General features: G+C 65.3%; 27 protein-coding genes. 17 read left to right on the forward strand and 10 right to left on the reverse strand.

What is annotated here, in order from left to right:
- The first annotated feature begins 7 nt into the window (after positions 1 to 7).
- Both lysA and AC13EK_RS19400 read left to right on the forward strand, forming a co-directional pair.
- Positions 8 to 1,273 carry a diaminopimelate decarboxylase gene (gene lysA / locus AC13EK_RS19395; RefSeq protein WP_069336422.1) on the forward strand — a complete coding sequence of 422 codons (1,266 nt, stop codon included), beginning with the start codon at positions 8 to 10 and terminating at the stop codon, positions 1,271 to 1,273.
- Positions 1,273 to 2,031, forward strand: coding sequence for a siroheme synthase (locus tag AC13EK_RS19400; RefSeq protein WP_069336421.1), 759 nt, complete (start codon positions 1,273 to 1,275; stop codon positions 2,029 to 2,031). Before lysA ends, AC13EK_RS19400 begins: the two co-directional genes overlap by 1 nt.
- On the opposite strand, the gene AC13EK_RS19405 is transcribed toward AC13EK_RS19400, so the two are convergent.
- Complete coding sequence (locus AC13EK_RS19405) at positions 2,012 to 2,635, reverse strand: response regulator transcription factor (RefSeq protein WP_037507792.1); 624 nt, start codon at positions 2,633 to 2,635, stop codon at positions 2,012 to 2,014. The genes AC13EK_RS19400 and AC13EK_RS19405 overlap by 20 nt on opposite strands.
- A 52-nt stretch (positions 2,636 to 2,687) precedes the next feature.
- Positions 2,688 to 3,341, reverse strand: a complete 654-nt coding sequence (locus AC13EK_RS19410; RefSeq protein ID WP_170828655.1) for a TetR/AcrR family transcriptional regulator — start codon at positions 3,339 to 3,341, stop codon at positions 2,688 to 2,690.
- Between the two features lie 90 nt (positions 3,342 to 3,431).
- Here AC13EK_RS19410 and AC13EK_RS19415 point away from each other — a divergent pair, with 90 nt between their 5' ends.
- From AC13EK_RS19415 to AC13EK_RS19425, 3 genes are read left to right on the forward strand one after another with little or no spacing between them, the layout of a single operon-like run.
- On the forward strand, positions 3,432 to 4,946 hold the full coding sequence (locus AC13EK_RS19415) for an efflux transporter outer membrane subunit (protein WP_017501881.1): 1,515 nt from the start codon (positions 3,432 to 3,434) through the stop codon (positions 4,944 to 4,946).
- Positions 4,939 to 6,075, forward strand: coding sequence for an EmrA/EmrK family multidrug efflux transporter periplasmic adaptor subunit (locus AC13EK_RS19420; RefSeq protein WP_069336420.1), 1,137 nt, complete (start codon positions 4,939 to 4,941; stop codon positions 6,073 to 6,075). The genes AC13EK_RS19415 and AC13EK_RS19420 overlap by 8 nt, the downstream gene beginning before the upstream one ends.
- A 12-nt stretch (positions 6,076 to 6,087) precedes the next feature.
- Positions 6,088 to 7,614 (forward strand): DHA2 family efflux MFS transporter permease subunit, encoded by a 1,527-nt coding sequence (locus tag AC13EK_RS19425; protein ID WP_004208105.1) that lies wholly within the window; start codon positions 6,088 to 6,090, stop codon positions 7,612 to 7,614.
- Positions 7,615 to 7,694: 80 nt separating this feature from the next.
- On the opposite strand, the gene AC13EK_RS19430 is transcribed toward AC13EK_RS19425, so the two are convergent.
- Positions 7,695 to 9,092, reverse strand: a complete 1,398-nt coding sequence (locus AC13EK_RS19430; RefSeq protein WP_277788092.1) for an amino acid permease — start codon at positions 9,090 to 9,092, stop codon at positions 7,695 to 7,697.
- 149 nt (positions 9,093 to 9,241) lie between these two features.
- Here AC13EK_RS19430 and AC13EK_RS19435 point away from each other — a divergent pair, with 149 nt between their 5' ends.
- From AC13EK_RS19435 to AC13EK_RS19490, 12 genes are all read left to right on the forward strand, one after another.
- Complete coding sequence (locus AC13EK_RS19435; protein ID WP_069336419.1) at positions 9,242 to 9,964, forward strand: hypothetical protein; 723 nt, start codon at positions 9,242 to 9,244, stop codon at positions 9,962 to 9,964.
- A 193-nt stretch (positions 9,965 to 10,157) separates the two neighbouring features.
- Entirely contained in the window at positions 10,158 to 11,648 is a 1,491-nt protein-coding gene (gene ffh / locus AC13EK_RS19440) for a signal recognition particle protein (protein WP_483022362.1), read from the forward strand.
- Positions 11,649 to 11,689: 41 nt separating this feature from the next.
- Positions 11,690 to 12,130 (forward strand): 30S ribosomal protein S16, encoded by a 441-nt coding sequence (gene rpsP, locus AC13EK_RS19445; RefSeq protein WP_004208098.1) that lies wholly within the window; start codon positions 11,690 to 11,692, stop codon positions 12,128 to 12,130.
- Between the two features lie 5 nt (positions 12,131 to 12,135).
- Positions 12,136 to 12,630 carry a ribosome maturation factor RimM gene (gene rimM / locus AC13EK_RS19450; RefSeq protein ID WP_017501877.1) on the forward strand — a complete coding sequence of 165 codons (495 nt, stop codon included), beginning with the start codon at positions 12,136 to 12,138 and terminating at the stop codon, positions 12,628 to 12,630.
- Between the two features lie 31 nt (positions 12,631 to 12,661).
- Positions 12,662 to 12,928 (forward strand): antitoxin, encoded by a 267-nt coding sequence (locus AC13EK_RS19455; RefSeq protein ID WP_004208096.1) that lies wholly within the window; start codon positions 12,662 to 12,664, stop codon positions 12,926 to 12,928.
- Positions 12,925 to 13,323: a type II toxin-antitoxin system VapC family toxin gene (locus AC13EK_RS19460; RefSeq protein ID WP_017501876.1), complete on the forward strand. Its 399-nt coding sequence runs from the start codon at positions 12,925 to 12,927 to the stop codon at positions 13,321 to 13,323. Before AC13EK_RS19455 ends, AC13EK_RS19460 begins: the two co-directional genes overlap by 4 nt.
- Positions 13,320 to 14,831, forward strand: a complete 1,512-nt coding sequence (locus AC13EK_RS19465; protein WP_069336418.1) for a serine hydrolase domain-containing protein — start codon at positions 13,320 to 13,322, stop codon at positions 14,829 to 14,831. Before AC13EK_RS19460 ends, AC13EK_RS19465 begins: the two co-directional genes overlap by 4 nt.
- 54 nt (positions 14,832 to 14,885) lie before the next feature.
- A complete protein-coding gene (locus AC13EK_RS19470; protein ID WP_004208093.1) occupies positions 14,886 to 15,158 on the forward strand; it encodes a hypothetical protein in 273 nt (90 codons plus the stop codon).
- The gene (trmD, locus tag AC13EK_RS19475; RefSeq protein ID WP_069336417.1) at positions 15,155 to 15,892 is read left to right on the forward strand and encodes a tRNA (guanosine(37)-N1)-methyltransferase TrmD; all 738 of its coding nucleotides are present in this window, start codon (positions 15,155 to 15,157) and stop codon (positions 15,890 to 15,892) included. The genes AC13EK_RS19470 and trmD overlap by 4 nt, the downstream gene beginning before the upstream one ends.
- Before the next feature lie 5 nt (positions 15,893 to 15,897).
- The gene (gene rplS, locus AC13EK_RS19480; protein WP_004208091.1) at positions 15,898 to 16,266 is read left to right on the forward strand and encodes a 50S ribosomal protein L19; all 369 of its coding nucleotides are present in this window, start codon (positions 15,898 to 15,900) and stop codon (positions 16,264 to 16,266) included.
- 326 nt (positions 16,267 to 16,592) lie between these two features.
- On the forward strand, positions 16,593 to 19,289 hold the full coding sequence (locus AC13EK_RS19485) for a TonB-dependent receptor plug domain-containing protein (protein WP_017501873.1): 2,697 nt from the start codon (positions 16,593 to 16,595) through the stop codon (positions 19,287 to 19,289).
- A 68-nt stretch (positions 19,290 to 19,357) separates the two neighbouring features.
- Positions 19,358 to 19,873 carry a GNAT family N-acetyltransferase gene (locus tag AC13EK_RS19490; protein ID WP_069336416.1) on the forward strand — a complete coding sequence of 172 codons (516 nt, stop codon included), beginning with the start codon at positions 19,358 to 19,360 and terminating at the stop codon, positions 19,871 to 19,873.
- Position 19,874: 1 nt separating this feature from the next.
- Here AC13EK_RS19490 and AC13EK_RS19495 read toward each other — a convergent pair whose 3' ends face one another.
- The 7 genes from AC13EK_RS19495 to AC13EK_RS19525 all read right to left on the reverse strand — a co-directional run bounded on the left by AC13EK_RS19495 (position 19,875) and on the right by AC13EK_RS19525 (position 25,334).
- Complete coding sequence (locus tag AC13EK_RS19495; protein ID WP_069336415.1) at positions 19,875 to 21,128, reverse strand: MFS transporter; 1,254 nt, start codon at positions 21,126 to 21,128, stop codon at positions 19,875 to 19,877.
- A gap of 118 nt (positions 21,129 to 21,246) precedes the next feature.
- The gene (locus AC13EK_RS19500; RefSeq protein ID WP_069336414.1) at positions 21,247 to 22,047 is read right to left on the reverse strand and encodes a TrmH family RNA methyltransferase; all 801 of its coding nucleotides are present in this window, start codon (positions 22,045 to 22,047) and stop codon (positions 21,247 to 21,249) included.
- A gap of 88 nt (positions 22,048 to 22,135) precedes the next feature.
- The gene (locus tag AC13EK_RS19505) at positions 22,136 to 23,131 is read right to left on the reverse strand and encodes a sensor domain-containing diguanylate cyclase (RefSeq protein WP_069336413.1); all 996 of its coding nucleotides are present in this window, start codon (positions 23,129 to 23,131) and stop codon (positions 22,136 to 22,138) included.
- A 137-nt stretch (positions 23,132 to 23,268) separates the two neighbouring features.
- A complete protein-coding gene (locus AC13EK_RS19510) occupies positions 23,269 to 23,541 on the reverse strand; it encodes an HPr family phosphocarrier protein (RefSeq protein WP_004208085.1) in 273 nt (90 codons plus the stop codon).
- Positions 23,538 to 23,942 carry a PTS sugar transporter subunit IIA gene (locus AC13EK_RS19515; protein ID WP_004208084.1) on the reverse strand — a complete coding sequence of 135 codons (405 nt, stop codon included), beginning with the start codon at positions 23,940 to 23,942 and terminating at the stop codon, positions 23,538 to 23,540. The genes AC13EK_RS19510 and AC13EK_RS19515 overlap by 4 nt, the downstream gene beginning before the upstream one ends.
- Positions 23,943 to 23,964: 22 nt before the next feature.
- On the reverse strand, positions 23,965 to 24,903 hold the full coding sequence (gene rapZ / locus AC13EK_RS19520; RefSeq protein WP_004208083.1) for an RNase adapter RapZ: 939 nt from the start codon (positions 24,901 to 24,903) through the stop codon (positions 23,965 to 23,967).
- Positions 24,900 to 25,334 (reverse strand): HPr kinase/phosphorylase, encoded by a 435-nt coding sequence (locus tag AC13EK_RS19525; RefSeq protein ID WP_004208082.1) that lies wholly within the window; start codon positions 25,332 to 25,334, stop codon positions 24,900 to 24,902. The genes rapZ and AC13EK_RS19525 overlap by 4 nt, the downstream gene beginning before the upstream one ends.
- Positions 25,335 to 25,444: the final 110 nt, after the last annotated feature.

The following is a 25,444-nucleotide window of genomic DNA, read 5'->3' on the forward strand; positions in this document are numbered from 1 at the left end:
TCAGACCTTGGACCATTTCGATTATGTAGACGGCACCATGCATGTGGAGCAGGTGCCGATGACGGAAATTGCGCAGCAGGTCGGCACCCCGGTCTATGTCTATTCGACCGCGACGCTGGAACGCCATGTCGGCGTGTTCCGCGAAGGGCTGTCCCAGCTCGACAATCCGCTGATCGCCTTTGCCGTGAAGGCCAATCCCAACGCCGCCGTGCTGGCGACGCTGGCGAAGCTGGGGCTGGGCGCGGACGTGGTGTCGGGCGGCGAGTTGCAGCGCGCCGTGGCTGCGGGCATTCCGGCCGATCGCATCGTCTTTTCCGGTGTCGGCAAGACGGCCGAGGAAATGAAGCTGGCGCTGGAGCTGGGCATTTTCCAGTTCAACCTGGAAAGCGAACCGGAAGCGGAAATGCTGTCGGAGGTCGCGCTGTCGATGGGGAAGAAGGCGCCGGTCGCCTATCGCATCAACCCCGATGTCGACGCCGGCACCCATGCCAAGATTTCGACCGGCAAGTCGGAAAACAAGTTCGGCATCCCCTATGACCGGGCGCTGGAAAGCTATGCCGCCGCGCGCGACCTGCCGGGCCTCGATGTCCAGGGCGTCGCCGTGCATATCGGCAGCCAGCTGACCGACCTGGCGCCGCTGGAGGCGGCCTTCGTCAAGGTCGGCGCGCTGATCGCGCAGTTGCGCGTGGCCGGCCATGACATCCGCACCGCCGATCTGGGCGGCGGCCTGGGCGTGCCCTACGACCCGTCGCAGCCGCTGCCGCCGAGCCCGGCCGACTATGGCGCGATGGTGACGCGGGTGACGCAGGGCTGGGATGCGCGGCTGATGTTCGAGCCGGGCCGGGTGATCGTGGGCAATGCCGGCGTGCTGCTGTCGAAGGTGATCCGCGTCAAGCAGGGCGCGCAGGCGCCGTTCGTGATCGTCGATGCGGCGATGAACGACCTGATGCGGCCCAGCCTCTATGACGCATGGCACGATATCCGCGCGGTGGCGCCGGACGGCAACCGGATCGCGTCGAACGTGGTCGGGCCGGTGTGCGAGACCGGCGATACCTTTGCCATGGGCCGCGACATGGATGTGGTGGCGGCCGGCGACCTGCTGACCTTCATGACCGCCGGCGCCTATGGCGCGACCATGGCGGGCACCTATAACAGCCGATCGCTGACCCCCGAGGTGCTGGTGTCGGGCGGTAAATGGGCGGTGGTCCGCGCGCGTCCGCCGATCGAGGCGCTGATCGCGGGCGACCATATCCCCGACTGGGTGGCTGGCTGATGCACAGCCTGCCCGTCTTTCTGCGGCTGGAGGGGCGGGCGGTCATCCTGACCGGAGAAGGCGAGGCGGCCGATGCCAAGCGCCGGCTGCTGGAGCGCGCTGGCGCGCGCATCGTCGGCGAGGATGATGCGGATGCGCGGATCGCGATCGTGTCGGATGGCGATGCGGCAGTGGTGGCGCGACTGCGCGCGCGCGGCGTGCTGGTCAATGCGACCGACAAGCCGGACCTGTGCGATTTCACCCTGCCCGCGATCGTCGATCGCGACCCGGTGCTGATCGCGATCGGCACGGGTGGCGCGTCGGCGGGGCTGGCGGCGGCGCTGCGGCAGCGGATCGAGGCCTTGTTGCCGAGCGGGCTGGGCGATCTGGCGCGGGCACTGTTTGCGGCGCGGGGGCGCTTGCGCGACCTGTGGCCCGATGCGGGCGCGCGGCGGCAGGCGATCGGCAAGGCGCTGGCGCCGGGCGGGGCGATCGATCCGATGGGGCTTGATCCGAATGTCGATGTCTGGCTGGCGGAAAATCCGGAGGCGGACAATAGCGCGCTATATCTTGTCCAGCTGTCGTCGGCCGATCCCGACGACCTGACCGTGCGCGATGCGCGGATGCTGGCGCTGGCCGACCGGGTCTATCATGATGGGTCGGTGGCGCCGGCGATATTGGACCGGGCGCGGGCGGATGCCGAGCGGATCGCGGCGGATGGCCCGCCCGAACGGCTTGAAACCGGCCTCAGTCTATGGGTCAGTTCTGCCGCGCGCTGAGGCGGGCGACTTCATCCTGCAAGGCCTGGATCGAGGAGACGAGACGGGCGCGGTCGAGCTGCATTTCCTGCAGCGCGTCACGGGTTTCGCCCAGTTCCACGGCGCGGCGGGCGATGCGGGCGTCGAGTTCGGCATTGTGGCGGCTGAGCATGCCGAGCCGTTCGGCGCGGGCGCACAGATGGCGCAGCCGCGCATCGAGTAGGTCGAAATCGAATGGCTTGACGATATGGTCGTCGGCGCCGGCTTCCAGCACTTCGACGGCGGACTGGCTGTCGATGCGACCGGTCAGCATGACGATGCAGGCATGGGGGGCGAGCGCGGTGGCACGTATGCGCTTCATCGTCGCCACGGCGGGCAGCATCAGCAGGTCCATGTCGATCAGGATCAGGTCGACCGGACGCGTGACCAGCAGGTTAAGGGCGATGAAGCCATTTTCGGCCAGCACCACGTCATAGTTAAGCCGCGACAGGCGGCGGGCGATGACGGCGCGGGCGGTCGCATTCTCGTCGATCAGCAGCACGCGCAGCCGACGCGAGGCCGTGGCCCCGCTTTCCGGCTGCTGCGCGACGATCTGGTGAAGGGGCTTGCGCTTGAAAAACGGCATTGGATAGCAACTCCTGCGATCGGCAGGATAGAAGCTGGCGGCAAAGAAATGGTTAACGCGTCATGCCTTCGGCGCCATAGGCGCGCAGGAAGATGTCGACGGCGAAGGCGGCGTCGCTTTCCATCTGTTGCGGCGTGACCCGTTCGATCTGGCTGAGCAGCAGCAATTCATGGCAGCCCGATGTCGTCAGGCGCATCAGCACGCGGGCGGCCTTGTCGGGATCGTCGCGGCGCAACTGGCCGCGGTCCATCGCGCCTTCGAGGAAGCGGGCGAGCAGCATCCGCGTATGGCTGGGCGCCATTTCATAGAAGATGCGGCTCATTTCCGGGAAACGGCCACCTTCCGACGCGATCAGCCGGTGCAGGGCGATCGCTTCGGGCGATGTCACCTTTTCGAGCAGGCTGAGCGCGGTGCGGTGCAGCGTCGAGGGGAGGTCGCCGCCGGGGTCCAATATTTCCGAAAGCCGCGCGCGATAGGTGCTAGTCGCATTTTCGAGAACCGCGCGAAACAATTCCTCCTTGGAAGGGAAATGATTCCACAACGTGCCCTTCGACCCGCCCAATATGGCGGCGATGGCCGACATGCTGGTCGCGGCATAGCCATTTTCCAGAAAATGCCGGGCAGCCACCTCCAATATCGTCTGGCGCCGGTCGAGGCGGCGGGCCTCCCGACGACTGGGGGCTAAAGCTTTTTCCGGGCATGTCATATAAGCGTACCATAGAGTACGCTATTTATATTGACAAGGGTGGTACGGCGGGGCAAAGGCGATTTTCATACTGGATGGTACGGTTTGGATATGTCCGTGAGTCGCATCAGTTTTTCCATTCGCACCGGCGGTATTGCAGTGACAGCGCTGCTTCTGGCCGGCTGTGCTTCAATACCCGATCTGGGCGACAAGCCCGAGATTCGTGCGCCGCAGAGCGTGGAGGCGGGGCGCAGCCTGAGCGCCGACACGGTTGCCTGGCCCAGCGAGAATTGGTGGAGTGCCTATGGCGATCCGCAACTGACATCGCTGATCGAGGAGGGGCTGCGCAATTCGCCTGACATGGCGGTGGCGCTGGCGCGTTTCCGCCAGGCGACGGCGATGGCCCAGCAATCGGGCGCGGCGCTGCTGCCCACGGTCGACGCCACGGCCAATGCCGGCGTGACCAAGCAGAGCTATAATATGGGCATGCCCAAGGATTTCGTGCCGCAGGGCTGGCTGGGCACCGGCAAGGTCGGGCTGGACTTTGGTCTGGACATCGACCTGTGGGGCAAGAACCGGGCGTCGCTGGCGGCAGCCACGTCGGAGGCCCGCGCGGCCGAGATCGACGCGCAGCAGGCACGCCTGGCGCTGACCACCGCGATCGCCGATGCCTATGCCGACCTGGCCCGCCTCTATGACGAGGCGGAAATCCAGGAGCGCACGCTGGAAATCCGCACGGCCAGCCAGAAGCTGGTCGCCGATCGGCGGCAGAATGGCCTGGAAACGCGCGGCAGCGTGCGCCAGGCCGACGCCACCGTGTCCTCGGCCAAGGCGCAACTGGCGGCCGCCCGCGTGGCGATCGAGCTGCGCCAGCATCAGATCGCCGCGCTGATCGGCGCCGGGCCGGACCGCGGCCTGGCAATGACCCGGCCGCAGATCGGCCAGTTGGCGCCGCTGGGCCTGCCGGCGGACGTCACCACCAATCTGGTGGCGCGTCGTCCCGACGTCGCCGCCGCGCTGGCCCGGACGCAGGCCGCCGCCAGCCGGATCAAGGTGGCGCGGGCATCCTTCTATCCGGCGGTGAGCCTGAGCGCCCTGATCGGCGTCCAGTCGCTGGGATATGAAACGCTGTTCACCGGCACCGGTGCTTCGGGCGGGTCGACGTCCTTTGCGGACAATCTGTTCAAGAAGGATTCGCTGTTCGGCAGCGCCGGCCCGGCGATCAGCCTGCCGATCTTCCATGGCGGGCAATTGCGCGGCCAGTATCGCGGCGCGCGCGCGACCTATGATGAGGCGGTCGCCAGCTATGACAAGACGGTGCTGGGCGCCTATCAGGACGTCGCCGACGCCGTGACCAGCCGCCGGACGCTGGACCAGCGGCTGACCGATGCTAAGGCGGCGCTGACCGCGTCGCAGGATGCCTATGGCGTCGCCCAGCAACGCTACAAGGGCGGGCTTTCCACCTATCTCGACGTGCTGAACGTCGAGGACCAGCTGCTCGCGGCGCGTCAGTCCGTCGCGCAGCTGGAAGCGAGCGCCTTCTCTCTCGATATTGCCCTCATTCGCGCGCTCGGCGGCGGCTTTGCCGCGAGCGACGCTCAGTCCAAGGATCGACCCAATGGCTGATGCCGCCACCGAAACTTCCTCCGAACTGGCCGAGCAGCGCGGCAATGCCCGCAAGACCTGGCTGACCCGTCTGGCGATCGCCGTGCTGGTGGTCGGTGTCCTGTGGGCGGCCTGGTATTTCCTGATCGGCCGCAACCATGTCAGCACCGACAATGCCTATGTGAATGCGGAGGTCGCCCAGGTGACGCCCTTGCTGTCGGCGCAGGCGATCGAGGTCAACGTCACCGACACCCAGACGGTGAAGCGTGGTGACATCCTGGTGAAGCTGGACCCGACCGATGCGCAGATCGCGCTGCAGCAGGCCGAGGCCGATCTGGCCGATGCCCGTCGCCGCTTCCGCCAGACGAGCGCGACCAGCGGTTCGCTGTCGGCGCAGGTCGAGGCGCGTGGCGCCGACATCGTCCAGGCCCGTGCCCAGCTGGCGACCGCGCAGGCCGATTTCGACAAGGCCCGCATCGACCTGCAGCGCCGCGAGGCGCTGGTCGCGGGTGGCGCGGTTTCGGGTGACGAAGTCACCGCGGCGCGCAAATCCTATGCCGCTGCCAAGGCGGCGCTGGACCTGGCCCGTGCCGGTGTCGAGACCGCACAGGCGACCCGCAATGCCGCCACCGGCCAGCTGGCCGCCAATGACGCGCTGATCCGCGGTTCGACCGAGGAAAGTGATCCCGCGGTGATGGTTGCCAAGGCGAAGCTGGAAGACGCCAAGCTGGACCTGGAACGCACGATCATCCGTGCGCCGATCGACGGCGTGGTGACCAAGCGTGCGGTGCAGATCGGCCAGCGTGTCGCGCAGGGCAGCCCGATCATGAGCATCGTCCCGCTGTCGCAGGTCTATGTCGACGCCAATTTCAAGGAACGCCAGCTGCGCCATGTGAAGGTGGGCATGCCCGCCACGGTGGTGGCCGACATCTATGGCGGCGACGTCGTCTATCATGGCAAGGTCGTGGGCTTCTCCGGCGGCACCGGTTCGTCGCTGTCGCTGATCCCGGCGCAGAACGCGACCGGCAACTGGATCAAGGTGGTCCAGCGCCTGCCGGTGCGCATCGCGCTCGACCCCAAGGAACTGGCAGAGCATCCGCTGCGCGTGGGCTTGTCCACCGAAGTCGAGATCGATCTGGCCGGCAAGTAAGGGAGCGAGCGCGTGAGCGGTCCCGAAACCTTCAATCTGCTCTCGCCGCGCACCCGCACGCTTGCCGGGCTGGTGCTGGCGCTGAGCAACTTCATGGTCGTGCTCGACCTGACCATCGCCAATGTCTCGGTGCCGCATATCGCCGGCAATCTGGGCATCTCCGGCGACCAGGGCACCTGGATCATCACATCCTATGCGGTGGCGGAGGCGATCTGCGTGCCGCTGACCGGCTGGCTGGCGCTGCGTTTCGGCGTGGTGCGGACCTTCATCTGGGCGATGATCGGCTTCGGCTTCTTCTCGATGATGTGCGGTCTGTCGACCACGCTGGGCATGATCGTGGCGGCGCGCCTGGGGCAGGGCATTTGTGGCGGGCCGATCATGCCGATGTCGCAGACGCTGCTGCTGCGCATCTTCCCGCCGGAAATGCGACCGCGCGCCATGGGCCTGTGGGCGATGACGACGCTGCTGGGGCCGGCCATGGGGCCGATCGTCGGCGGCTATATCAGCGACAATTGGAGCTGGCACTGGATCTTCTTCATCAACCTGCCGATCGCGGCGCTGTGCGTGTTCGCGGCGATGGCGATGCTGCGGCCGGTGGAGACCGATACGGCGCACCAGCCGATCGACAAGATCGGCCTGTGCCTGCTGATCTTCTGGATCGGCTGCCTGCAGGTGATGCTGGACATCGGTCGCGACCATGACTGGTTCTCCGACCCGCTGATCCTGACGCTCGCCATCCTGGCCGGCATCGGCTTCATCGTCTTCATCATCTGGGAGCTGACCGAGGAGCATCCGATCGTCGACCTGCGGGTGTTCCGACATATCGGCTTCTCATCGGGCGTCTTCACACTGGCTTTGGCCTTCGGCGCCTATTTCTCCAGCATCGTGGTCATCCCGCAATGGCTGCAGATGTCGATGGGCTATACCGCGACCTGGTCGGGCATCGTCACCGCCTTCACGGCGATGGCGGCGGTGATGAGTGCGCCCTTTGCTGCGCGTTTCACCGGCAAGGTCGATCCGCGCATCATGATTTCGGGCGCGGTCTTCTGGCTGGGCTGCATGACCCTGTGGCGGGCGCACTGGACCAGCGGCATCGACTTTTTCGGACTGGCGCTGCCGCAGTTCGTGCAGGGCTTTGCCATGCCCTTCTTCATGATCCCGCTGACGACGCTGACCCTGGGGTCGGTGCCGCCGAGCGAGACGGCGTCGGCGGCCGGCCTGCAGAATTTCCTGCGGACCATGGCGATCGCGATCGCGACGTCGCTGGTGCTGACCGGGTGGAGCGACAGTCAGCGCGTGTCGCGCAACGAACTGGCCGGCGCCTTGCAGCCCGACGATGCGCAGCGCGCGCTTTCCGGCATGGGGATGACGACCGAGCAGATCCGCCAGACCATATCCAATCTGGTGGAGCAGGAGGCGATCGCCATTTCGGTCGACTATGTCTTCTTCATCTCCGCGCTGGTGCTGTTTGCGGCGGCGGTGATCGTCTGGCTGGCGCCCAAGCCCAGCGGGCCGGTGGATACGTCGGCGGCGCACTGAGCGCTGCCCTGTTCGAGGCAAAGAAAAAGCCTCCCGTTGCTGTCGCGACGGGAGGCTTTTTCTTTGTGCGGGCCTCGGCCCTAGCGGGCGGCCGAGGCGCGCTTCTGTCCATAGAGGAAATAGACGACGAGGCCGATCGCGTTCCAGATCAGGCAGGCGTAGATGGTCTTCATCGGCAGGCTGAGGAACAGATAGGCGCAGCCGAGCACGGCGCCCAGGCCCACCAGCGTCGCCGCCGGGGTGCGGAAGGGGCGCTTGAGGTCCGGCGCGCGGCGGCGCAGGAACAGCAGGCAGGCGCCTACTGCGGTGAAGGCGATCAGCGTGCCGGCATTGGCGAGTGCGGCGATCTGGTCGATCGGCAGCACGCCGGCGATGATCGCGACCAGCACGGCCGTGACGGCGGTGATACGGGCCGGGGTGCCGCGCTTCGAGATGCGGGCGAGCGATTGCGGCAGGAAGCCGTCGCGCGCCATCACCAGGAAGATGCGGCTCTGGCCGTAGAGAAAGCCCAGCAGCACGGTGGGCAGGGCGATGACGGCGGCGATCGCGACGATCCGGGCGATCGACCCCTGGCCCATTTCACGCAGGATGAGGGCGAGCGGCTCCGGGCTGTCGGCGAAGCGGGTGAAGGGCATGGCGCCCACCGCGGCGGCGGCGACCAGCACATAGATGAGGGTGCAGACGATCAGCGAGCCGACGATGCCGATGGCGAGGTCCCGGTCCGGATTCTTGGCTTCCTCGGCCGCGGTCGAGATGGCGTCGAAGCCGTAGAAGGCGAAGAAGATGATCGCGGCGGCGGCCATCACGCCGCGCTCGATACCGTCAGGCCCCATATGCTTGGCAAAGCCGAAGGGCATGAAGGGTTCGAGATGCTGGGCGTCGAAGGCGGGCAGGGCGACCCAGACGAAGAGGCTCAGGGTCGCGATCTTGATCAGCACCAGCAGGGTGTTGAGCCGGGCGCTTTCGCGCGTGCCGAACATCAGCAGGGCAGCGACGACGCCGATGATGAAGATGGCGGGGATGTTGATGAAGCCGCCAAGCTCCGGTCCCTTGGTCAGTGCCTCGGGAAAGCCGAGCGGGGTGAGGAGCGGGGCGGCATAACCCGACCAGCCGACCGCCACGGTCGAGACGACCAGCGAATATTCGAGGATCAGGCTCCAGCCCACGATCCAGGCAATGCCTTCGCCCAGCACCACATAGGAGTAGCTGTAGGCGCTGCCCGCTGCCGGCATCATGGTCGACAGTTCGGCATAGGCAAGCGCGGCGCAGGCGCAGATCGCGCCGGCAATGGCGAAGGAGATGAGGACGGCGGGGCCGGCGCGATCGGCGCCGACGCCGATCAGGGTGAGGATGCCGGTGCCGACGATCGCGCCGACGCCCAGCGCCAGCAGATGCGGCCAGGACAGGGTGCGCGCCATGCTGTGGCCGCCTCCCTGGGGCGTCATCGCCTCCATCGGCTTGCGACGTGTCCAACTCATAGAAAAGCTCCCCCTGTTATGCGGTCTGTGGCGGGTTTGCTGGCGCAAACGACGGGCGGGCGCAAGCGCCGAGCCGGAACGTGGCGACTTCTTACAATATTGGGTGTGGTTGCTGCGCTATTGTTGCCAAAGAGCGGGAGGTCGACGCAATGGCGACGGCAATCGGTGCAGTGGAACGACAGGCGCGGGAACGGCGCATCTTTACCGGCATGGCGGCGCTGGTCGCCGTCACCGTGGTTGGCGGCTTCGGCAGCTTTGCCCTGCGCGGCTATGTCGACGTGGCGACCGTGCCCTGGTGGGTGCATGTCCATGCGCTGTCGCTGCTGGCATGGACGCTACTGTTCCTGGCGCAGGCACTGCTGGTGGCGCAACGGCGGACCGATCTCCATCGCCAGTTGGGCTGGGTTGCGGCCGGGCTTGCCTGCTTCCTGATCCCCTGGGGTATCGCGACGTCGATCCTGGCGGTGCAGATGGGGCGGGTGCCGCCCTTCTTTCCGCCGGGCATATTCCTGGTGCTGGGGCCGCTCGACATGCTGGCCTTTGGGACGCTGACCCTGGCGGCAATCCTGCTGCGGCGGCGGAGCGACTGGCACAAGCGGCTGATATTGTGCGGGACCATCGCGATGATGGAGCCGGCATTCGGCCGGATATTGCCGATGCCGCTGCTGGGGCCATGGGCGGGCACTTGTGCGACACTGATGCAGTTGCTCTATGTCAGGATCGCGATGCGCGCCGATGCCGGGCTGCGCGGCGCGGTGCATCCGGCCTATCGCTGGGGGCTGGCGGTGATCGCCGGGCGATTGCTGCTGGTCGAGTTGCTGGGGCGCACGGCGATCGTCGTTGGGGCGGCGGCCGCGCTGGCTGCGGGATAGCGCACTTGCGCTTGCGGCCGCTTTGGCTTAATGGGCGCCCTGCATCCGGGACTCTGGTCCTGGAACCCTGACGACTCCAGGATATCCAAGAGGGATATCGAATGGACGCTGGCCGGCGAGTTTTCGCCCGCCGGCGATTTTGTCGTTTTGGGGTGGTGCATGGATTTTCCGGGCCTTGGCCCGAATTGAGGTGATGATGTTCGATTCGCTAAGCGATCGTCTCGGTGGGGTATTCGACAAGCTGCGTGGGCGCGGTGCGCTTACGGAGGACGATGTCCGTGCCGCGATGCGCGAAGTGCGAGTCGCACTGCTGGAAGCCGACGTGGCGCTGCCCGTCGTCCGCCAGTTCGTCGACCAGGCGACCGAAAAGGCTGTCGGCAGCGATGTGCTGCGGTCGATCACGCCCGGCCAGATGGTCGTCAAGATCGTCTCCGACACGCTGACCGAGACGCTGGGCGCCGAAACCAGCGATCTGCTGATCGACGTCACCCCGCCGGCCGTCATCATGATGGTCGGCCTGCAGGGGTCGGGCAAGACGACCTCGACCGCGAAGATCGCCAAGCGCCTGAAGGACAAGAAGCGCAAGAAGGTGCTGATGGCGTCGCTCGACGTCCAGCGCCCGGCCGCGCAGGAGCAGCTGGCCGTCCTTGGCACCCAGATCGATGTCGCGACCCTGCCGATCGTCGCCGGCCAGCAGCCGGTGGAGATCGCCAAGCGCGCGCTGCAGTCGGCTAAGCTGCAGGGCTTCGACGTGGTCATGCTCGACACCGCCGGCCGACTGCATGTCGACCAGGCGCTGATGGACGAGATGAAGGCGGTCGCCGACGTCGCCAATCCGGCGGAAATCCTGCTGGTGGTCGACTCGCTGACCGGCCAGGATGCCGTGAACGTGGCGACCAGCTTCACCGCGCAGGTGCCGCTGACCGGTGTCGTGCTGACCCGTATGGACGGCGACGCCCGTGGCGGCGCGGCGCTGTCGATGCGCGCGGTCACCGGCCGTCCGATCAAGTTTGCCGGCACCGGTGAAAAGCTGGATGCCCTTGAACCCTTCCATCCGGCCCGCGTTGCCCAGCGCATCCTGGGCATGGGCGACGTCGTCAGCCTGGTCGAGAAGGCCGCCGAGACGATCGACGCCGAGGAAGCCGACAAGCTGGCCAAGAAGATGGCCAAGGGTCAGTTCGACATGAACGACCTGCGCAGCCAGCTCAATCAGATGCGCCGCATGGGCGGTCTGGGCGCGCTGGCCGGCATGCTGCCGGGCCTCAAGAAGGCGCAGGCGGCGATGGCCAATAGCGGCGCCAACGATAAGACGCTGCTGCATCTGGACGCGATGATCGGGTCGATGACCCCCAAGGAGCGCGAGAAGCCCGCGCTGATCAACGCCAAGCGCAAGATCCGTATCGCCAAGGGCGCCGGCCGCACCGTGCAGGACGTTAACCGTCTCCTGAAAATGCATCAGGAAATGGAATCGGCGATGAAGAAGATCCGCAAGATGGGCGGCCTCAAGGGGCTGGCCAAGATGTTCACCGGCGGTGGCATGGGTGGATTGGGCGGCCTGGGTGGACCGGGCGGCGCGGATGGGCAGGGCGGTCCGCCCGACCTGTCGGGTCTGGGTGGCCTTGGTGGTCTGGGCGGCAACATGCCCAAGCTTCCGCCCGGCTTTCAGAATTTCATGAAGAAATAAGCAATTTCCGTAATTTGGTTTGATTAGAAAGGTCTAGTTCCATGGCAACCTCCATTCGTCTGTCGCGCGGCGGCTCCAAGAAGCGTCCCTATTACCGCATCGTCGTGGCCGACAGCCGCGCCCCGCGTGACGGCAAGTTCATCGAGCGCATCGGCAGCTACAACCCCGTCCTGCCCAAGGGCGACGAAAAGCGCGTCATCATCGACGTCGAGCGTGCGAAGCACTGGGTTGCCGCCGGCGCCCAGGCGACCGACCGCGTTGCCCGCTTCCTGGACGCCGCTGGCGTGAAGGAGCGCGCTGCTCGCAACAACCCGAAGAAGGCAGAGCCGGGCCAGAAGGCCAAGGACCGCGCTGAAGACCGCGCCGCCAAGGCTGCCGAGGCTGAAGAAGCTGCGCGCGAAGCCGCTGCCGCTGCCGCTGCTCCGGCCGCTGAAGAAGCCGCTCCCGCTGAGGAAGCTGCTGCCGAGCAGGCCGAGGGCTGATCCTCTTGACCGACAAGCCCGTCACCCTGGCCGCGATCATCGGTGCCCATGGCGTGGCGGGCGAAGTCCGTCTGAAGCTGTTTGGCGAAGGGGCCGAGGCCCTGAAAAGCTACAAGAGCTTCGATGCGGCGGGGCGCACATTGACGTTGAAGTCGGTGCGCCCCGGCCCCAATGGCGCGGTGGCCCGCTTTGCCGAGATCGGCGATCGCGGCGCGGCCGAAGCCCTGCGCGGCACGGCGCTGACCGTCCCGCGTTCCGCCCTGCCGGCCTTGCCCGAGGGCGAATATTATCATGCCGACCTGGTCGGCCTTCCCTGCACCAGCAGCACCGGCGAGACGCTGGGGGAGATCATCGCGGTCGAGAATTTCGGCGCCGGCGACATCATCGAGGTGCAGCGTCCGTCGATCGAGGGCAAGCCCGGCAAGCGCTTCATGGCGCCGATGCATGTGGTACTGCTGAGCGAGGACGGCGCCGTGATTGACGCGGCTTTTACCGAATAGTATATACGCTCCGTATATACGGAGCTTCTCCATGGGCGAAGAATATCGGGCCAAGGTCTTTAAGTCGGGCAACAGCCTGGCGTTGCGGCTGCCAAAGAGTCTGGGCCTGAATGACGGCGAGGAAGTCGTCATGATACCGCATGCCGATGGCAGTTTTTCCTTCTGGAAGCAGGGCCAGCAGCGCGACATCCTTTTGTCCCTGTTCGGCAGCATGTCGGCCGGCTTCATGGCGGAAGGGCGCGGCGATATCGATCAGGGTGATCGCGATTGGACCGGGCCGGCGTCGTCTGCGGCATGACGCAGGTCGCTTATCTGCTCGACACCAATGTTTGCATCGATTTCCTGCTCGGACGGAGCGCCCGTCTGGCCGAGCGGATGGCGGCCGAGTTCGATCGCCTGTCGGTTTCCGCTGTCACCGCTGCCGAATTGCGGGTCGGCAATCGCGGCTCGAGCGATCCGGTCGGCGACCTGCGGCGTGTCGATACATTTCTGGCGCTGCTGAATATCTTGCCCTTCGATGATGCCGCCGCGCGCACCTATGCCGAGATGGTACGCCTGGTGGGGGTGCGCCGTCGGGGTTTCGACCGGTTGATCGGAGCGCAGGCGATGGCGTCGGCCATGGTGCTGGTGACGCGCAACGAAAAGGATTTCGCGGATATTCCCGGCCTGACAGTGGAGGATTGGAGCGCATGATGACCATGGCTGTGCGCATGGTGACCCTGTCGGGGTTTCTGTCGATCCTGTCCGCGCCGGCCATGGCTGCCGATGCCAGGAAGATCGACGCTGCCATCCCCGAGATTGACCGTCTCTTTGCCGATTTCCAGGTCGATAGCCATGCGCCGGGCCTGGTCTATGGCATCGTCGCCGATGGCAGGCTGGTCCATGTGAAGGGCTTTGGTGCGCAGGATTTGGTGCAGAAGCGGCCGGTAACGGCCGACAGCCTGTTCCGCATCGCATCCATGACCAAGGCGTTCACGGCGCTGTCGATCCTGAAGCTGCGGGAGGAGGGCAAGCTCTCGCTCGATGATCTGGCCGAGACTTATGTGCCGGAAATGCGTGGCTGGACCTATGCGACCAAGGATAGTCCGCGCATCCGCATCCGCGACCTGCTGACCCACAGCGCGGGCTTTGTCGACGATAATCCGTGGGGCGACCGGCAGACGCCGCTGCCCGACGCGGACTTCACCCGGATGCTGGAGCAGGGCGTGCCGATGAGCAGCGCGCCGGCGACCCATTATGAATATTCCAACTTCGGCTATGCGCTGCTGGGGCGGATCATCGCCAATGTCTCGGGCATGCCCTATCGCCGCTATGTCGAGCAGAGCCTGTTGACGCCGCTGGGCATGACGTCGAGCGGCTATCAGCTGAGCGAATGGCCGGTTGCGCGGCGGTCGCTCGGCTATCGCTGGGAAGATGGGCGCTGGAAGCGCGAGCCCGACATGGCCGACGGCGCCTTTGGCGCGATGGGCGGGCTGCAGACCAGTGTCAATGACTATGCCCGCTGGGTGGCCTTCCTGCTGTCGGCCTGGCCGCCGCGCGACGATGCGGAGAGCGGCCCGGTCAGCCGGGCGTCGGTGCGGATGCTGGCGGAGGGCAGCAATTTCATGAGCGTCGGCCAGCGCAACGGCAAGAGCGGGGCGACCGCCTGCCGCCAGGCGGCGGCCTATGGCTTTGCCATGCGGATCGCGCAGGATTGCGACCTGGGGCTGACCCTGTCCCATGGCGGCGGCTATCCCGGCTATGGCAGCCATGTGATGCTGATGCCGGATTATGGTGTCGGTATCTTCGTCTTCACCAATCGCACCTATAATGGCGGGGCGGGCGCCGCCTGGGATGCGGCGATGCTGTTGCAGAAGGCGGGCGCGCTGATCGCGCGGGACGTGCCGGTCAGTCCGCTGCTGGCGCAGGGCTATGCCGCGGCGGGGCGCATCTATGCGTCGGGCGATGTGCTGGCCGCCCGCGACAATCTGGCGATGAATTTCCTGATGGATGCCGATGCGGTGCATTGGGGCAAGCGTCTGGCGGCGTTGAAGGGAGAGGTCGGTAGCTGCGCGGTCGATGCACCGCTGAGCGCGACCGGCAATCTGTCGGGCAAGTTCACCTGGGCCTGCGAGAAGGGGCGGGTGGCGGGCAGCCTGTTGCTGGCGCCGACCGCCGACGCGGAAATCCAGGAACTGAAACTGGAGGTCAAGGCGCCCTGAGGCGCGGGCGATCGACAGTTCCCCCTGCGGCGAAAATGCTCTAGGCGCGCAGCCATGGCGCAAATTTTGACCGCAATCTATCTGCTGATGATGCTGGCTGGCGGCTGGCGGCTGTTCGGCCTTGGCTGGCCGCTCTGGGTGAAGGGGCTGGTGGCGATCGGGCTGGTCTGTCCCCTGCCGCTGCTGGTGCTGCTGCCGGGCATGCTGCATCCCGAACGGCCCTTTGCCGACATGCTGCGGATGATCGGCTTCGTGATGATGGGCTGCGGTGCGCTCTGCCTGGTTGGCGGCCTGTCTGCCGCCCGGCTGCGGGCGCGCCGGCGATGAGCTTTGCGGCCCAGATCCTGACCCTCTATCCCGAGATGTTTCCAGGCCCCTTGGGCGTATCGCTCGCGGGGCGTGCGCTGGCCGAGGGGAAATGGTCGTGCGATCCGATCCAGATACGCGGCTTTGCGACCGACAAGCATCGCACCGTCGACGATACGCCGGCCGGGGGCGGGGCGGGCATGGTGCTGAAGCCCGATATATTGGCGCGCGGCATCGATCACGCGCTGGCGCAGCGGCCCGACCTGCCGATCCTGGCGATGACGCCGCGTGGCACGCCGATCACGCAGGCGCGGATCCGGGCGCTGGCGGATGGTCCCGGCGTGACGCTGCTGTGCGGGCGATTCGAGGGCTTTGACGAGCGGATTTTCGAGGCCCGACCGATCGAGCAGATATCGATGGGCGACATCATCCTGTCCGGCGGGGAAATGGGCGCGCTGATGCTGCTGGATGCTTGCATCCGCCTGCTTCCCGGTGTAATGGGCGCCGCTTCCAGCGGTGTCGAGGAATCCTTTGAAACGGGGCTTCTTGAATATCCGCATTATACCCGACCAGTCGAATGGGAGGGGCGCAGGATTCCCGAAGTGTTGCGATCGGGGGATCATGCGAAGATCGCCGCCTGGCGGAAACAACAGGCGGAGGCAGATACACGGCTAAGGCGGCCGGACCTTTGGGAACGCCATATCGGTGTTCGGGACCAGTCGCCCTCTGGTGCGCAACGCGAAAATAAGGACTGAGTTACATGAACTTGATCCAGCAGATCGAGGCCGAAAACATTGCCGCCCTGGCGAAGGAAATCCCCGATTTCCGTCCCGGTGACACCCTGCGCGTCGGCGTGAAGGTTGTCGAAGGCGAGCGCAGCCGCGTCCAGAACTATGAAGGCGTCTGCATTGCCCGTTCCAACAAGGGCATGGGCAGCAACTTCACCGTTCGCAAGATTTCGTTCGGCGAAGGCGTGGAGCGCGTGTTCCCGCTCTACTCGCCCAACCTCGATTCGATCACCGTCGTTCGTCGCGGTGTCGTGCGTCGTGCCAAGCTCTATTATCTGCGTGGCCGCACCGGCAAGCGCGCTCGTATCGCCGAGCGCCGCGATACCCGCACCGAAGGTTGATCCTTCAAAACTGTCCTTGACAGTTGTAAAAATGAAACAGGCGGTGGCCCCCGGGGCCGCCGCCTTTTTCTTTGTGTTACAATGATTTGACACGCTGTTTTACGGCATGAATTATTGCGCTTGCGAACAAATTTTTGCGGCCGCCCAAAGGGCCATTTCGCAGTCGATGCAATTATGCCAGCCTGATATTTCCAGATGTTACTGAGTGAAACGCACTGAAATTTCCGATTTCAGGAACGGATAGTTGCGTCCATTCCGATCTCATCCGGCAACAAGAAGAGGGGGGTGTCGAAAGGTCTCTAAAAAAAGAAATAGGGGGCTTTTTGATGAAGTATCAGGGTCTGTTTTCATGCAGTGCGATTGCCATTGCACTGTCCTATTCCATGCCTGTTCTTGCGCAGGATGTTGCGCCCCAGGCGGCCGCAGCGGAAACGCCCGGCCAGACGATCATCGTCACCGGCACGCGGCGTACCGACCGTACCGTCGCCGAATCGCCGACGCCGATCGATGTCTATTCCGGCGAGGAACTGCAGAAGCAGGGCGTCGCCGACATGAACCAGGTGATCCAGAACCTGGTCCCGTCCTTTTCGGTGGCGCGCTATGCCATTGGTGACGGCTCCTCCTTCGTCCGGCCGCCCAACCTGCGCGGGCTGGCGCCCGACCAGACGCTGGTGATGGTGAACGGCAAGCGCATGCACCGTTCCGCGCTGGTCCAGATCGGTGCGAACGCCCAGTCCGCTGGCGCCCATTCGGCCGACCTTGCGCAGATTCCGGCGATTGCGGTGCGCAGCGTCGAAGTGCTGCGCGACGGCGCTTCGGCCCAATATGGTTCCGACGCGATCGCGGGCGTCATCAACATGGCGCTGCGCGACGATACCGACGGCATTTCGGGCTATGCCCGTTATGGCCAATATTATCGCGGCGATGGCGAGGATTATCAGGTCGCGCTGAACGGCGGTTTCAAGCTGGGCGACAATGGCTTCATCAACATCAGCGGCGAATATGTGAACGCCGGCAAGACCAGCCGCGGCGTCACCCGACCTGGCGCGCTGGAACTGTCGCAGGAGCAGCCCGACATCGGCGTGCCCAAGCTGGCGCAGCGCTATGGCAATCCGAAGATGGAATCCTATCGCTTCTTCGTGAATGGCGGGTTCGACCTGGGCGACGAAAGCAGCATCTACTTCTTTGGCAATTATGGCCACAGCTTCCAGGAAGAGAGCTTCAACTATCGCCAGTCGGTCAATTCCGCCAATTTCGGCCTGAACGGCATCTTCAACGACTATTTCACCGATTTCGACAACACGACGCCGGGCATCCAGACCGGCGCGGCGGGCGGCAATGTCTATGCGCCCAACGATTATGACCCCACGACGCGGGATTATACGCAGGTGTCGGATTGCTCCGATCCGCTGGTCCAGAACTGGAGCTGCGTCTATTCGGGCGGCTTCACGCCGATCTTCTTCGGCAAGATCGACGATATTTCGGGCACCGTCGGCTACAAGGGCACGCTCGGCTTTGGCCTGAACTATGACCTGTCGGGCAGCTATGGCCAGTCCACGCTGAAATATACGATGAACGGCACGATGAACCCGTCGCTGGGCATCACGTCGCCGACCGAATTCTACCTCGGCAAGCTGGAACAGCGCGAAACGCTGTTCAATGCGGACTTCAGCTATCCCTGGGAAGTCGGGCTGGCGAGCCCGATCACGATTGCGTTTGGTGGGCAGTATTTCCGGGAATCCTATGAACTGGGTCTGGGCGACGCCGCTTCCTATGCGATCGGGCCCTATACCGGGAACCTGGTCTTCCATCAGGATGGCACGCCGGTGCTGAACGCGGACGGCAGCCAGCTTTCGGTCGCGCTGCCGGTCGGCGCCAATGGTTTCCCCGGCTATGGTCCGGCGATCGCGGGTGAGAGCAGCCGCAATTCCAAGGGCCTCTACATCGACGTGGAAGGCGACATCACCGAAGCCTTCTCGCTGGGTTTTGCCGGCCGCTACGAGCATCTGTCCGATTTCGGCAATTCGACCACGGGCAAGGTGTCGGCACGCTACGCCATCGTGCCGGATGTGTTCGCGGTTCGTGGCACGCTGTCGACCGGCTTCCGTGCGCCGACGCCGGGCCAGACCAACACCAGCAGCATCGCGACCACCTTCAATCCGGGTAATCCCAACGCGATCGAGTTCATGACGCTGCCGGTCGCCAGCCCGGTCGCCCAATATCTGGGCGCGGTGCCGCTGAAGCCGGAAGAGTCGGTCAGCTTCTCGGCTGGTACGGTGTTCACGCCAGCCCCCGGCGCGTCGCTGACGATCGACTATTACAACATCAAGGTGAAGGACCGCATCGGCACCACCGGATCGCGGGTGATCACCGACGATCAGCGGCCCGAACTTCAGGCGCTGGGCCTGGCCAACTATGCCACGGTCAACGAAGTGCAGTTCCTGACCAATGCTTTCGATACCCGGACCCAGGGTGTCGACGTGGTCGGCAGCTATCGCTTCTCGACCGACAGCATGGGGACGTTCAACACCACGCTGGCCTTCAACTACAACAAGACGAAGGTCATCCGTGTCGGGCTGGACCCCGATACCGGGGCGCCGATCATCAGCGACACGCGCATCATGCAGTTGCAGAATACGCTGCCCAAGACGCGCGTGATCCTGACCGAGAACTGGACCAGCGGCGCGCTGTCGGTGCTCGGTCGGGCGAACTGGTATGGCAAGTACAAGGTCTATGACGACGGCACCGGTGCGAACGGCGAAAGCTATGTCAATCAGAGCTTTGGCAGCGAGTTCGTGTTCGATCTGGAAGTCAGCTATCAGCTCAATGACAATTTCACGCTGAGTGCCGGCGCGCAGAACCTGTTCAGCAACTATCCCGACAAATATGACAATCGCGCTGGCGGGCTGGGGCCGGTCTATGCGTCGACGGGTGGTCGCTTCACCGGTGACATCTATCCCGACGTATCGCCCTTCGGCTTCAACGGCGGCTTCTGGTATGCGAAGGTCGGATTCAAGTTCTGATCCCGCATCATCATGATCCGGTCGGCCGGTCCCTTGCGGGGCCGGCCGATTTCGTTGCAGGAGGGGCCATGTCCTTGACCAACCGCCTGGCGACCGCCGCCGACGAACCCGCTTTGTCCGCCCTGATGACGCTGGCCATCGAGCAATTGCAGTCGGCCTATCTGACCGCTGCGCAGGTGCAGGCCAGCCATGGCTTCATGGGGCTGGACCGGCGGCTGATCGGTGACCGGACCTATTTCGTGGTGGAGGCGGATGGTGCGATCGCCGGATGTGGCGGATGGAGCCGGCGTGCCACCGCCTATGGCGGCGACCACACGGCCGGGCGCGACGACCGCATGCTAGACCCCGCGACCGAGGCGGCGAAGGTGCGGGCTATGTACACCCATCCCGACCATATCCGCAAAGGGGTCGGCACGACCATCCTGGCGCTGTGTGAGGCCGCCGCCCGGCAGGAGGGCTTTGCCGCGCTGGAATTGTCGGCGACGATGGCCGGCGTGCCGCTCTATCGCAGCTTCGGGTTCATCGACGTCCGCCCGTTCGAGGATAGCGGCGTGCCGATGATCCTGATGCGCAAGGCAATCTGATTCAGGTGCGGCTGGTCCACCACAGGCCCGCCAGGCTGATGAGCGCGGCCGCCGACATATAGAGGCCGACCAGCGCCACACCCTGCATCCCGATCAGCCAGGTCGCGACGATCGGCGCCAGCGCACCGCCCAGGATGCCGCCCAGATTGAAGGCGAAGGACGCCCCGGTGTAGCGCAGCTGGGTCGGGAAGAGGGCGGGCAGATAGGCGCCGAGCGGGCCGTAGATGAAGCCCATCACGAACAGAGCGAGGCTGAGCGCGACGAAGATCGGCAACAGCGCCGCGGTGCCGATCAGCGGGCCGAAGACGATGCCCATGACCAGCGTGCCGGCACAGCCCCAGGCGAGGACGCGGGTCGGGCTGCTCCTGTCCGACCACCAGCCGGCGATCACGATGCTGAGCGCCATGAACATGATGGCGCCAAGCTGGATCGCGAGGAAGATTTCCCGGTCGATCTTGAGCGCGGTGGCGCCATAGCCCAGCGCGAATGCGGTCGCGATATAATAGACGGCGAAGCAGGCGGCGCAGGCGAAGGTGCCGGCGATGGCCGCGCCCAGATGGGTCGAGAGCAGGGTCGCAAGCGGCACGGCGGGCGGCGGTGCTTCCTGCTGCGCCGCGGCGAATTCGGGCGTCTCGGTGAGCTTGAGGCGAACCCAGAGGCCGAGGATCACCAGGACCGAACTGCCCAGGAACGGCAGGCGCCAGCCCCAGGCGAAGAATTCCGCATCGGTCAGGAAGGCGCCGAGCAGCAGGAACAGGCCGTTGGCGGCGATGAAGCCGACCGGGGCGCCCAGCTGCGGGAACATGCCGAAACGGGCGCGCCAGCCTTCGGGTGCATTCTCGACCGCCAGCAGCGCCGCGCCACCCCATTCGCCGCCCAGGCCAAAGCCCTGGCCGAAACGCAGCACGCACAGGATCAGCGGCGCCCAGAAGCCGATCATGAGATAGGTCGGTAGGAAGCCTATCAGCAATGTGCAGCCGCCCATCAGCATCAGCGAGGTGACGAGCGTCGCCTTGCGCCCGATCCGGTCGCCATAATGGCCGAATACGGCAGCACCGAGCGGCCGGGCGAGGAAGGCGAGGGCGAGGCTGCCATAGGAGGCCATCAGCTGCGCCGAGGGCGAGGAGGCCGGGAAGAAGAGGGAGGGGAAGATCAGGCTGGCGGCGGTGGCATAGATATAGAAGTCGTAAAATTCGACCGCCGTGCCGATCAGGCTGGCCGCGAGCACCCGCTTGTGCAGCCACATTGCGCCCATGCCGCTCGTCTGTGTCACGTCTTCTCGCCCCCTTTGGCGTCATGCCAGCGAAGGCTGGCATCTCTCTTCTTCAACACGTCTGAAGAAAAATGAGATCCCAGCCTTCGCTGGGATGACGTTATGATGTCTTTCGTTTCTGGTTCAGCAACTCATAGGCCATGACCGCCGTCGCGACCGCGGCGTTCAGGCTGTCGGCCTTGCCCAGCATCGGCATCTTCACCAGCTGGTCGCATTCGGCTTCATAGCTTTCTGGCAGGCCCTGCGCCTCATTGCCGACCAGCAGGAAGCTGGGGCTCTGATAGCTCGGCTCCTGATAATCCTGGGTCGCTTTCAGGCTGGTGCCGATCAGTTCGCCCGGCCCCTGGCGCAGCCAGTGCATGAATTCGCCCCAGCGGGCCTGGGTGATCGACTGGGTGAACAGGGCGCCCATGCTGGCGCGCACCGATTCGACCGAGAAGGGGTCGACGCAATCGTCGATCAGGATGAGGCCGCCGGCACCGACCGCGTCGCCGGTGCGCAATATGGTGCCGAGATTGCCGGGGTCGCGCAGCGACTGGGCGACGATCCAGATGTCGGCGGTGTTGCGATCGAGCTTTTCCAGCGGGGTCAGCCGGTCGCGATAGACGCCGACCACGGCCTGGGCATTATCCTTGCCGCTGATCTTGGACAGGATGTCGGGCGTGGTTTCGATCACGTCGCCGCCGTCCGCCTCGATCGCGTCGATCAGGTCGAGCGCGAGCGGGTGGGTGGAGCCAGCATGGAAGAGCATTTCGGGCAGCACGCCTTCCTCGCGCGCTTCGGTCAGGATGCGCAGCCCTTCGGCCAGGAACAGCCCTTCGGCCTTGCGATATTTCTTTTCCCGCAGCGAGCGCACGCGCTTGACCAGCGGGTTGGAAAAACCGGTGATTTCGCGTGCCACGTTCTGCGTCCTGCCTTCTGGTCCGCGACCAGTGCGGACGAAGCGGCCTCTCTATCGAGGGAATGGGGAAAAGGACAGCCTTTCGGTGTCAGTCGGGCTGGGCGGCGTCCGTTTTCGCGATGACCACGCGGTTGCGACCGCCATGCTTGGCCGCATAGAGGGCGACATCGGCGGCGGCGATCCAGGCGTCGCTGCTGATCCGGTCAGGCCCGATCTCGGCAATGCCGAAGCTGGCGGTGACGCGCAGCGGCGGCATATGGGCGATTTCCAGCGCGGCGATGGCATCGCAGAAACGCTGGGCGGCCGCCCCGGCCTGCGCTGCATTGCTTTCGGGGAGCAGCACGCCGAACTCTTCCCCGCCAAGCCGGCCCAATATGTCGTTCGGGCGCTTGGTCCGGTCGCAGCAGGCAGCGACCTCGCGGATCACGACATCGCCGGCCGGGTGGCCGTGGCTGTCATTGACCCGCTTGAAATGGTCGATGTCGAACAGCAGCAGGCTGGCCGGACGCGCATAGCGGCGGAAGAGGGCGATATGCTTGTCCATCTCCGCCACGAAGGCGCGGCGGGTGAGGGCGCCGCTCAGATGGTCGCGCTCGGCGATGCGGCGCAATTCCAGTTGCTCCACCACCAGCGCGCCGAGATTTTCGAGGATGGCGATCTGGCCGGGATCAAATTCGCGCGGCACGGTATCGATCGCGCAGAGGGTGCCGACATTATAGCCGTCGGGCGTCGCCAGCGGGACACCGGCATAGCTGCGGATATTGGGATCGCCGGTGACCAGCGGATTGCTGCTGAAGCGCTGGTCGGAACAGGCATCGGGCACGACCATCGGCACACGGTCACGGATGGTGTGGTTGCAGAAGGCGATGTCGCGCGGGGTTTCGGTCGCGTCGATGCCGGTGCGCGACTTGAACCATTGGCGATCGCCGTCGATCAGCGACACGACCGACATCGGCACACCCAGGATCGACCGGACAAGCTGGGTGATGCGATCAAAGGCGGGCTCGGGCGGCGTGTCGAGAATTTCGTAGCGGCCGAGCGCGGCCAGGCGGGCGGCTTCGTCGTTCAATTTCGTGTCGAGCATGGCGCCTATCCACTTGAACCGGTGGCGAATGCTGCCTCCCGATCAGCGGTCGCCCTATGTCGCAAGATGGGGCGGCGGGGCCGTGACGTCAATGTCGGGATGGGAACCCGTCGCGGCAACGCGGCCGCTGGTCGCGCCTATTCCTCGCCGAACTTGTCTTCGACCAGGGCGACGAGCTGGTGCAGGCTGTCATGCGCGTCGGGGCCGGCAGCGCTGATGGTGATGCTGTCGCCCATGGCGGCGCCGAGCATCATCAGGCCCATGATCGATGTGCCGGTGACTTCGCTGCCATCCTTGCTGACGGTGATCTGTGCGGGCAGGCCGCTGGCCAGGGTCACGAATTTCGCGCTGGCGCGGGCGTGGAGGCCGCGCTTGTTGCTGATCCTGACTTCCCGGCTGATATCATTCATGAGGTGCTGCCCAGCAATTCCGATGCGACGCTGATATATTTCTGGCCTGCTTCGCGGGCGGCGGCGACGGCGGCGCGCACGTCCATCACCTTGCGGGCGCTTTCCAGGCGGATGAGCATGGGCAGGTTGATGCCCGCGATCACCTCGATCTCGCCGGCCTTGAGCAGCGAGATGGCGAGGTTGGACGGGGTGCCGCCGAACAGGTCGGTCAGCAGGATGACGCCGGCGCCGTCATTGACGCGCGCGACCGCTGCCGCGATGTCCGCGCGGCGCAATTCCATGTCATCCTCCGGCCCGATGCAGATCGTTTCGATCTGCTGTTGCGGTCCCACGACATGTTCCATGGCCACGACGAATTCCGTCGCAAGCGACCCATGGGTGACGAGTACGAGTCCGATCATCTGCTTCCGCGGCCCACCTTTGTCATGATATTGCTTTCGGGCCTCCCGGTCTGCGCTTCTCCAGACTGTCCTGGGGCGCTGATTCCATATTGCGGTGCGAGACGGTGGGCGAAAAGCCCGCATCTTGCAAGTATCTAGCGACATGTTCGGCGACATGGACCGAGCGATGGCGCCCGCCGGTGCAGCCGAAAGCCACGGTAATATAGGTTTTGCCGGCTTCGGCGTAGCGCGGCAGCAGGGTCGTCAGCAGATCCTGGATCTTGCCCAGCGCCTCCTGATAGGCAGGGTCGGCCTGGATATAGGCGGCGACATCTGCGTCTAGGCCAGTCTTGGGACGCAAATCCTCGTCCCAGAAGGGGTTACGCAGGAAGCGCATGTCGAACATCAGGTCGACATTGCGCGGCACGCCGCGCGAATAGCCGAAGGAGAGGATGGTCAGCACCGGGTCGGAGAGCTGTTCGCGGGCGAAGCGGGCGCGCATTTCCTGCTGCAGCGCATTGGTCGACAGGCTGGTTGTGTCGATCAGCTGGGCCGACCAGCGGCGCAGCGGTTCGGTCAGTTCGCGTTCGCGGGCGATGCCGTCGGCGGCCGGGCGATCCTGCGCCAGCGGGTGGCGGCGACGGGTTTCGGCATAGCGGCGCTCCAGCTCGGCGCCCGAGCAGTCGAGGAACAATGTCTCGATATCATGGCCATGGCGTTCGCGCAGCGCCTTGATCCGCTGGACGATGGCATTGGCGTCGAAGCCGCGGGTGCGTGCGTCGATGCCGAGCGCCAGCGGCCGGTCATCCTCCCCGCCATGACCGGCGGGCAGGGGCGTGTCGAGCAGGCGGTCGAGCAGCACCAGCGGCAGATTGTCCACCACTTCCCAGCCCATATCCTCCAGCGTCTTGAGCGCCGTGGTCTTGCCGGCGCCCGACAGGCCGGAGACGAGCAGGATGGTCTTGGGCGCGCTATCGCTCATGTCTTGCCCAGGGCCTTGAGCGCGAGTTCGACCTTGATCGGGGCGGACGCCTCATGCGCGACGACGGCGACCAGCGGAATTTCGACCCCGGCGATGGTACGGGTGGCAGCGTGCATCGGCATGCGTTCGACCGTTTCGGCCAGATCGACGATCAGCGCGACCGGCGAATCGCCGACATGGGGGACGGGCACGATGCCGATGCCGCGCACTTCCATCTTGCCGCTGATGGTTTCGGGGGCGGTGGCGATCAGCCGGCCGTCGACCCGCTTGAGCAGGGTGTAATCGTCGGAAACCAGCGTCGCACCGCGATCGATCAGGCGCAGGGCAAGGTCGGACTTGCCCATGCCGCTGGCGCCATAGAGCAGCACCGAGCGTCCCTCGATCGCGACGGTCGTTGCGTGAAGCGTCTCTGATGAAAGTGCCCGCACCATGTTCCCCTGCCTTCCTGCTTCTAGCCCCAGTTGGCCGCGTTGGAAATCGAATTGCGTCGATTCACGCGACATCGCAGCGGCACATTGTGGCCAGCAGGAATGAACAGCTT

Source organism: Sphingobium sp. L-44, assembly GCF_056859495.1.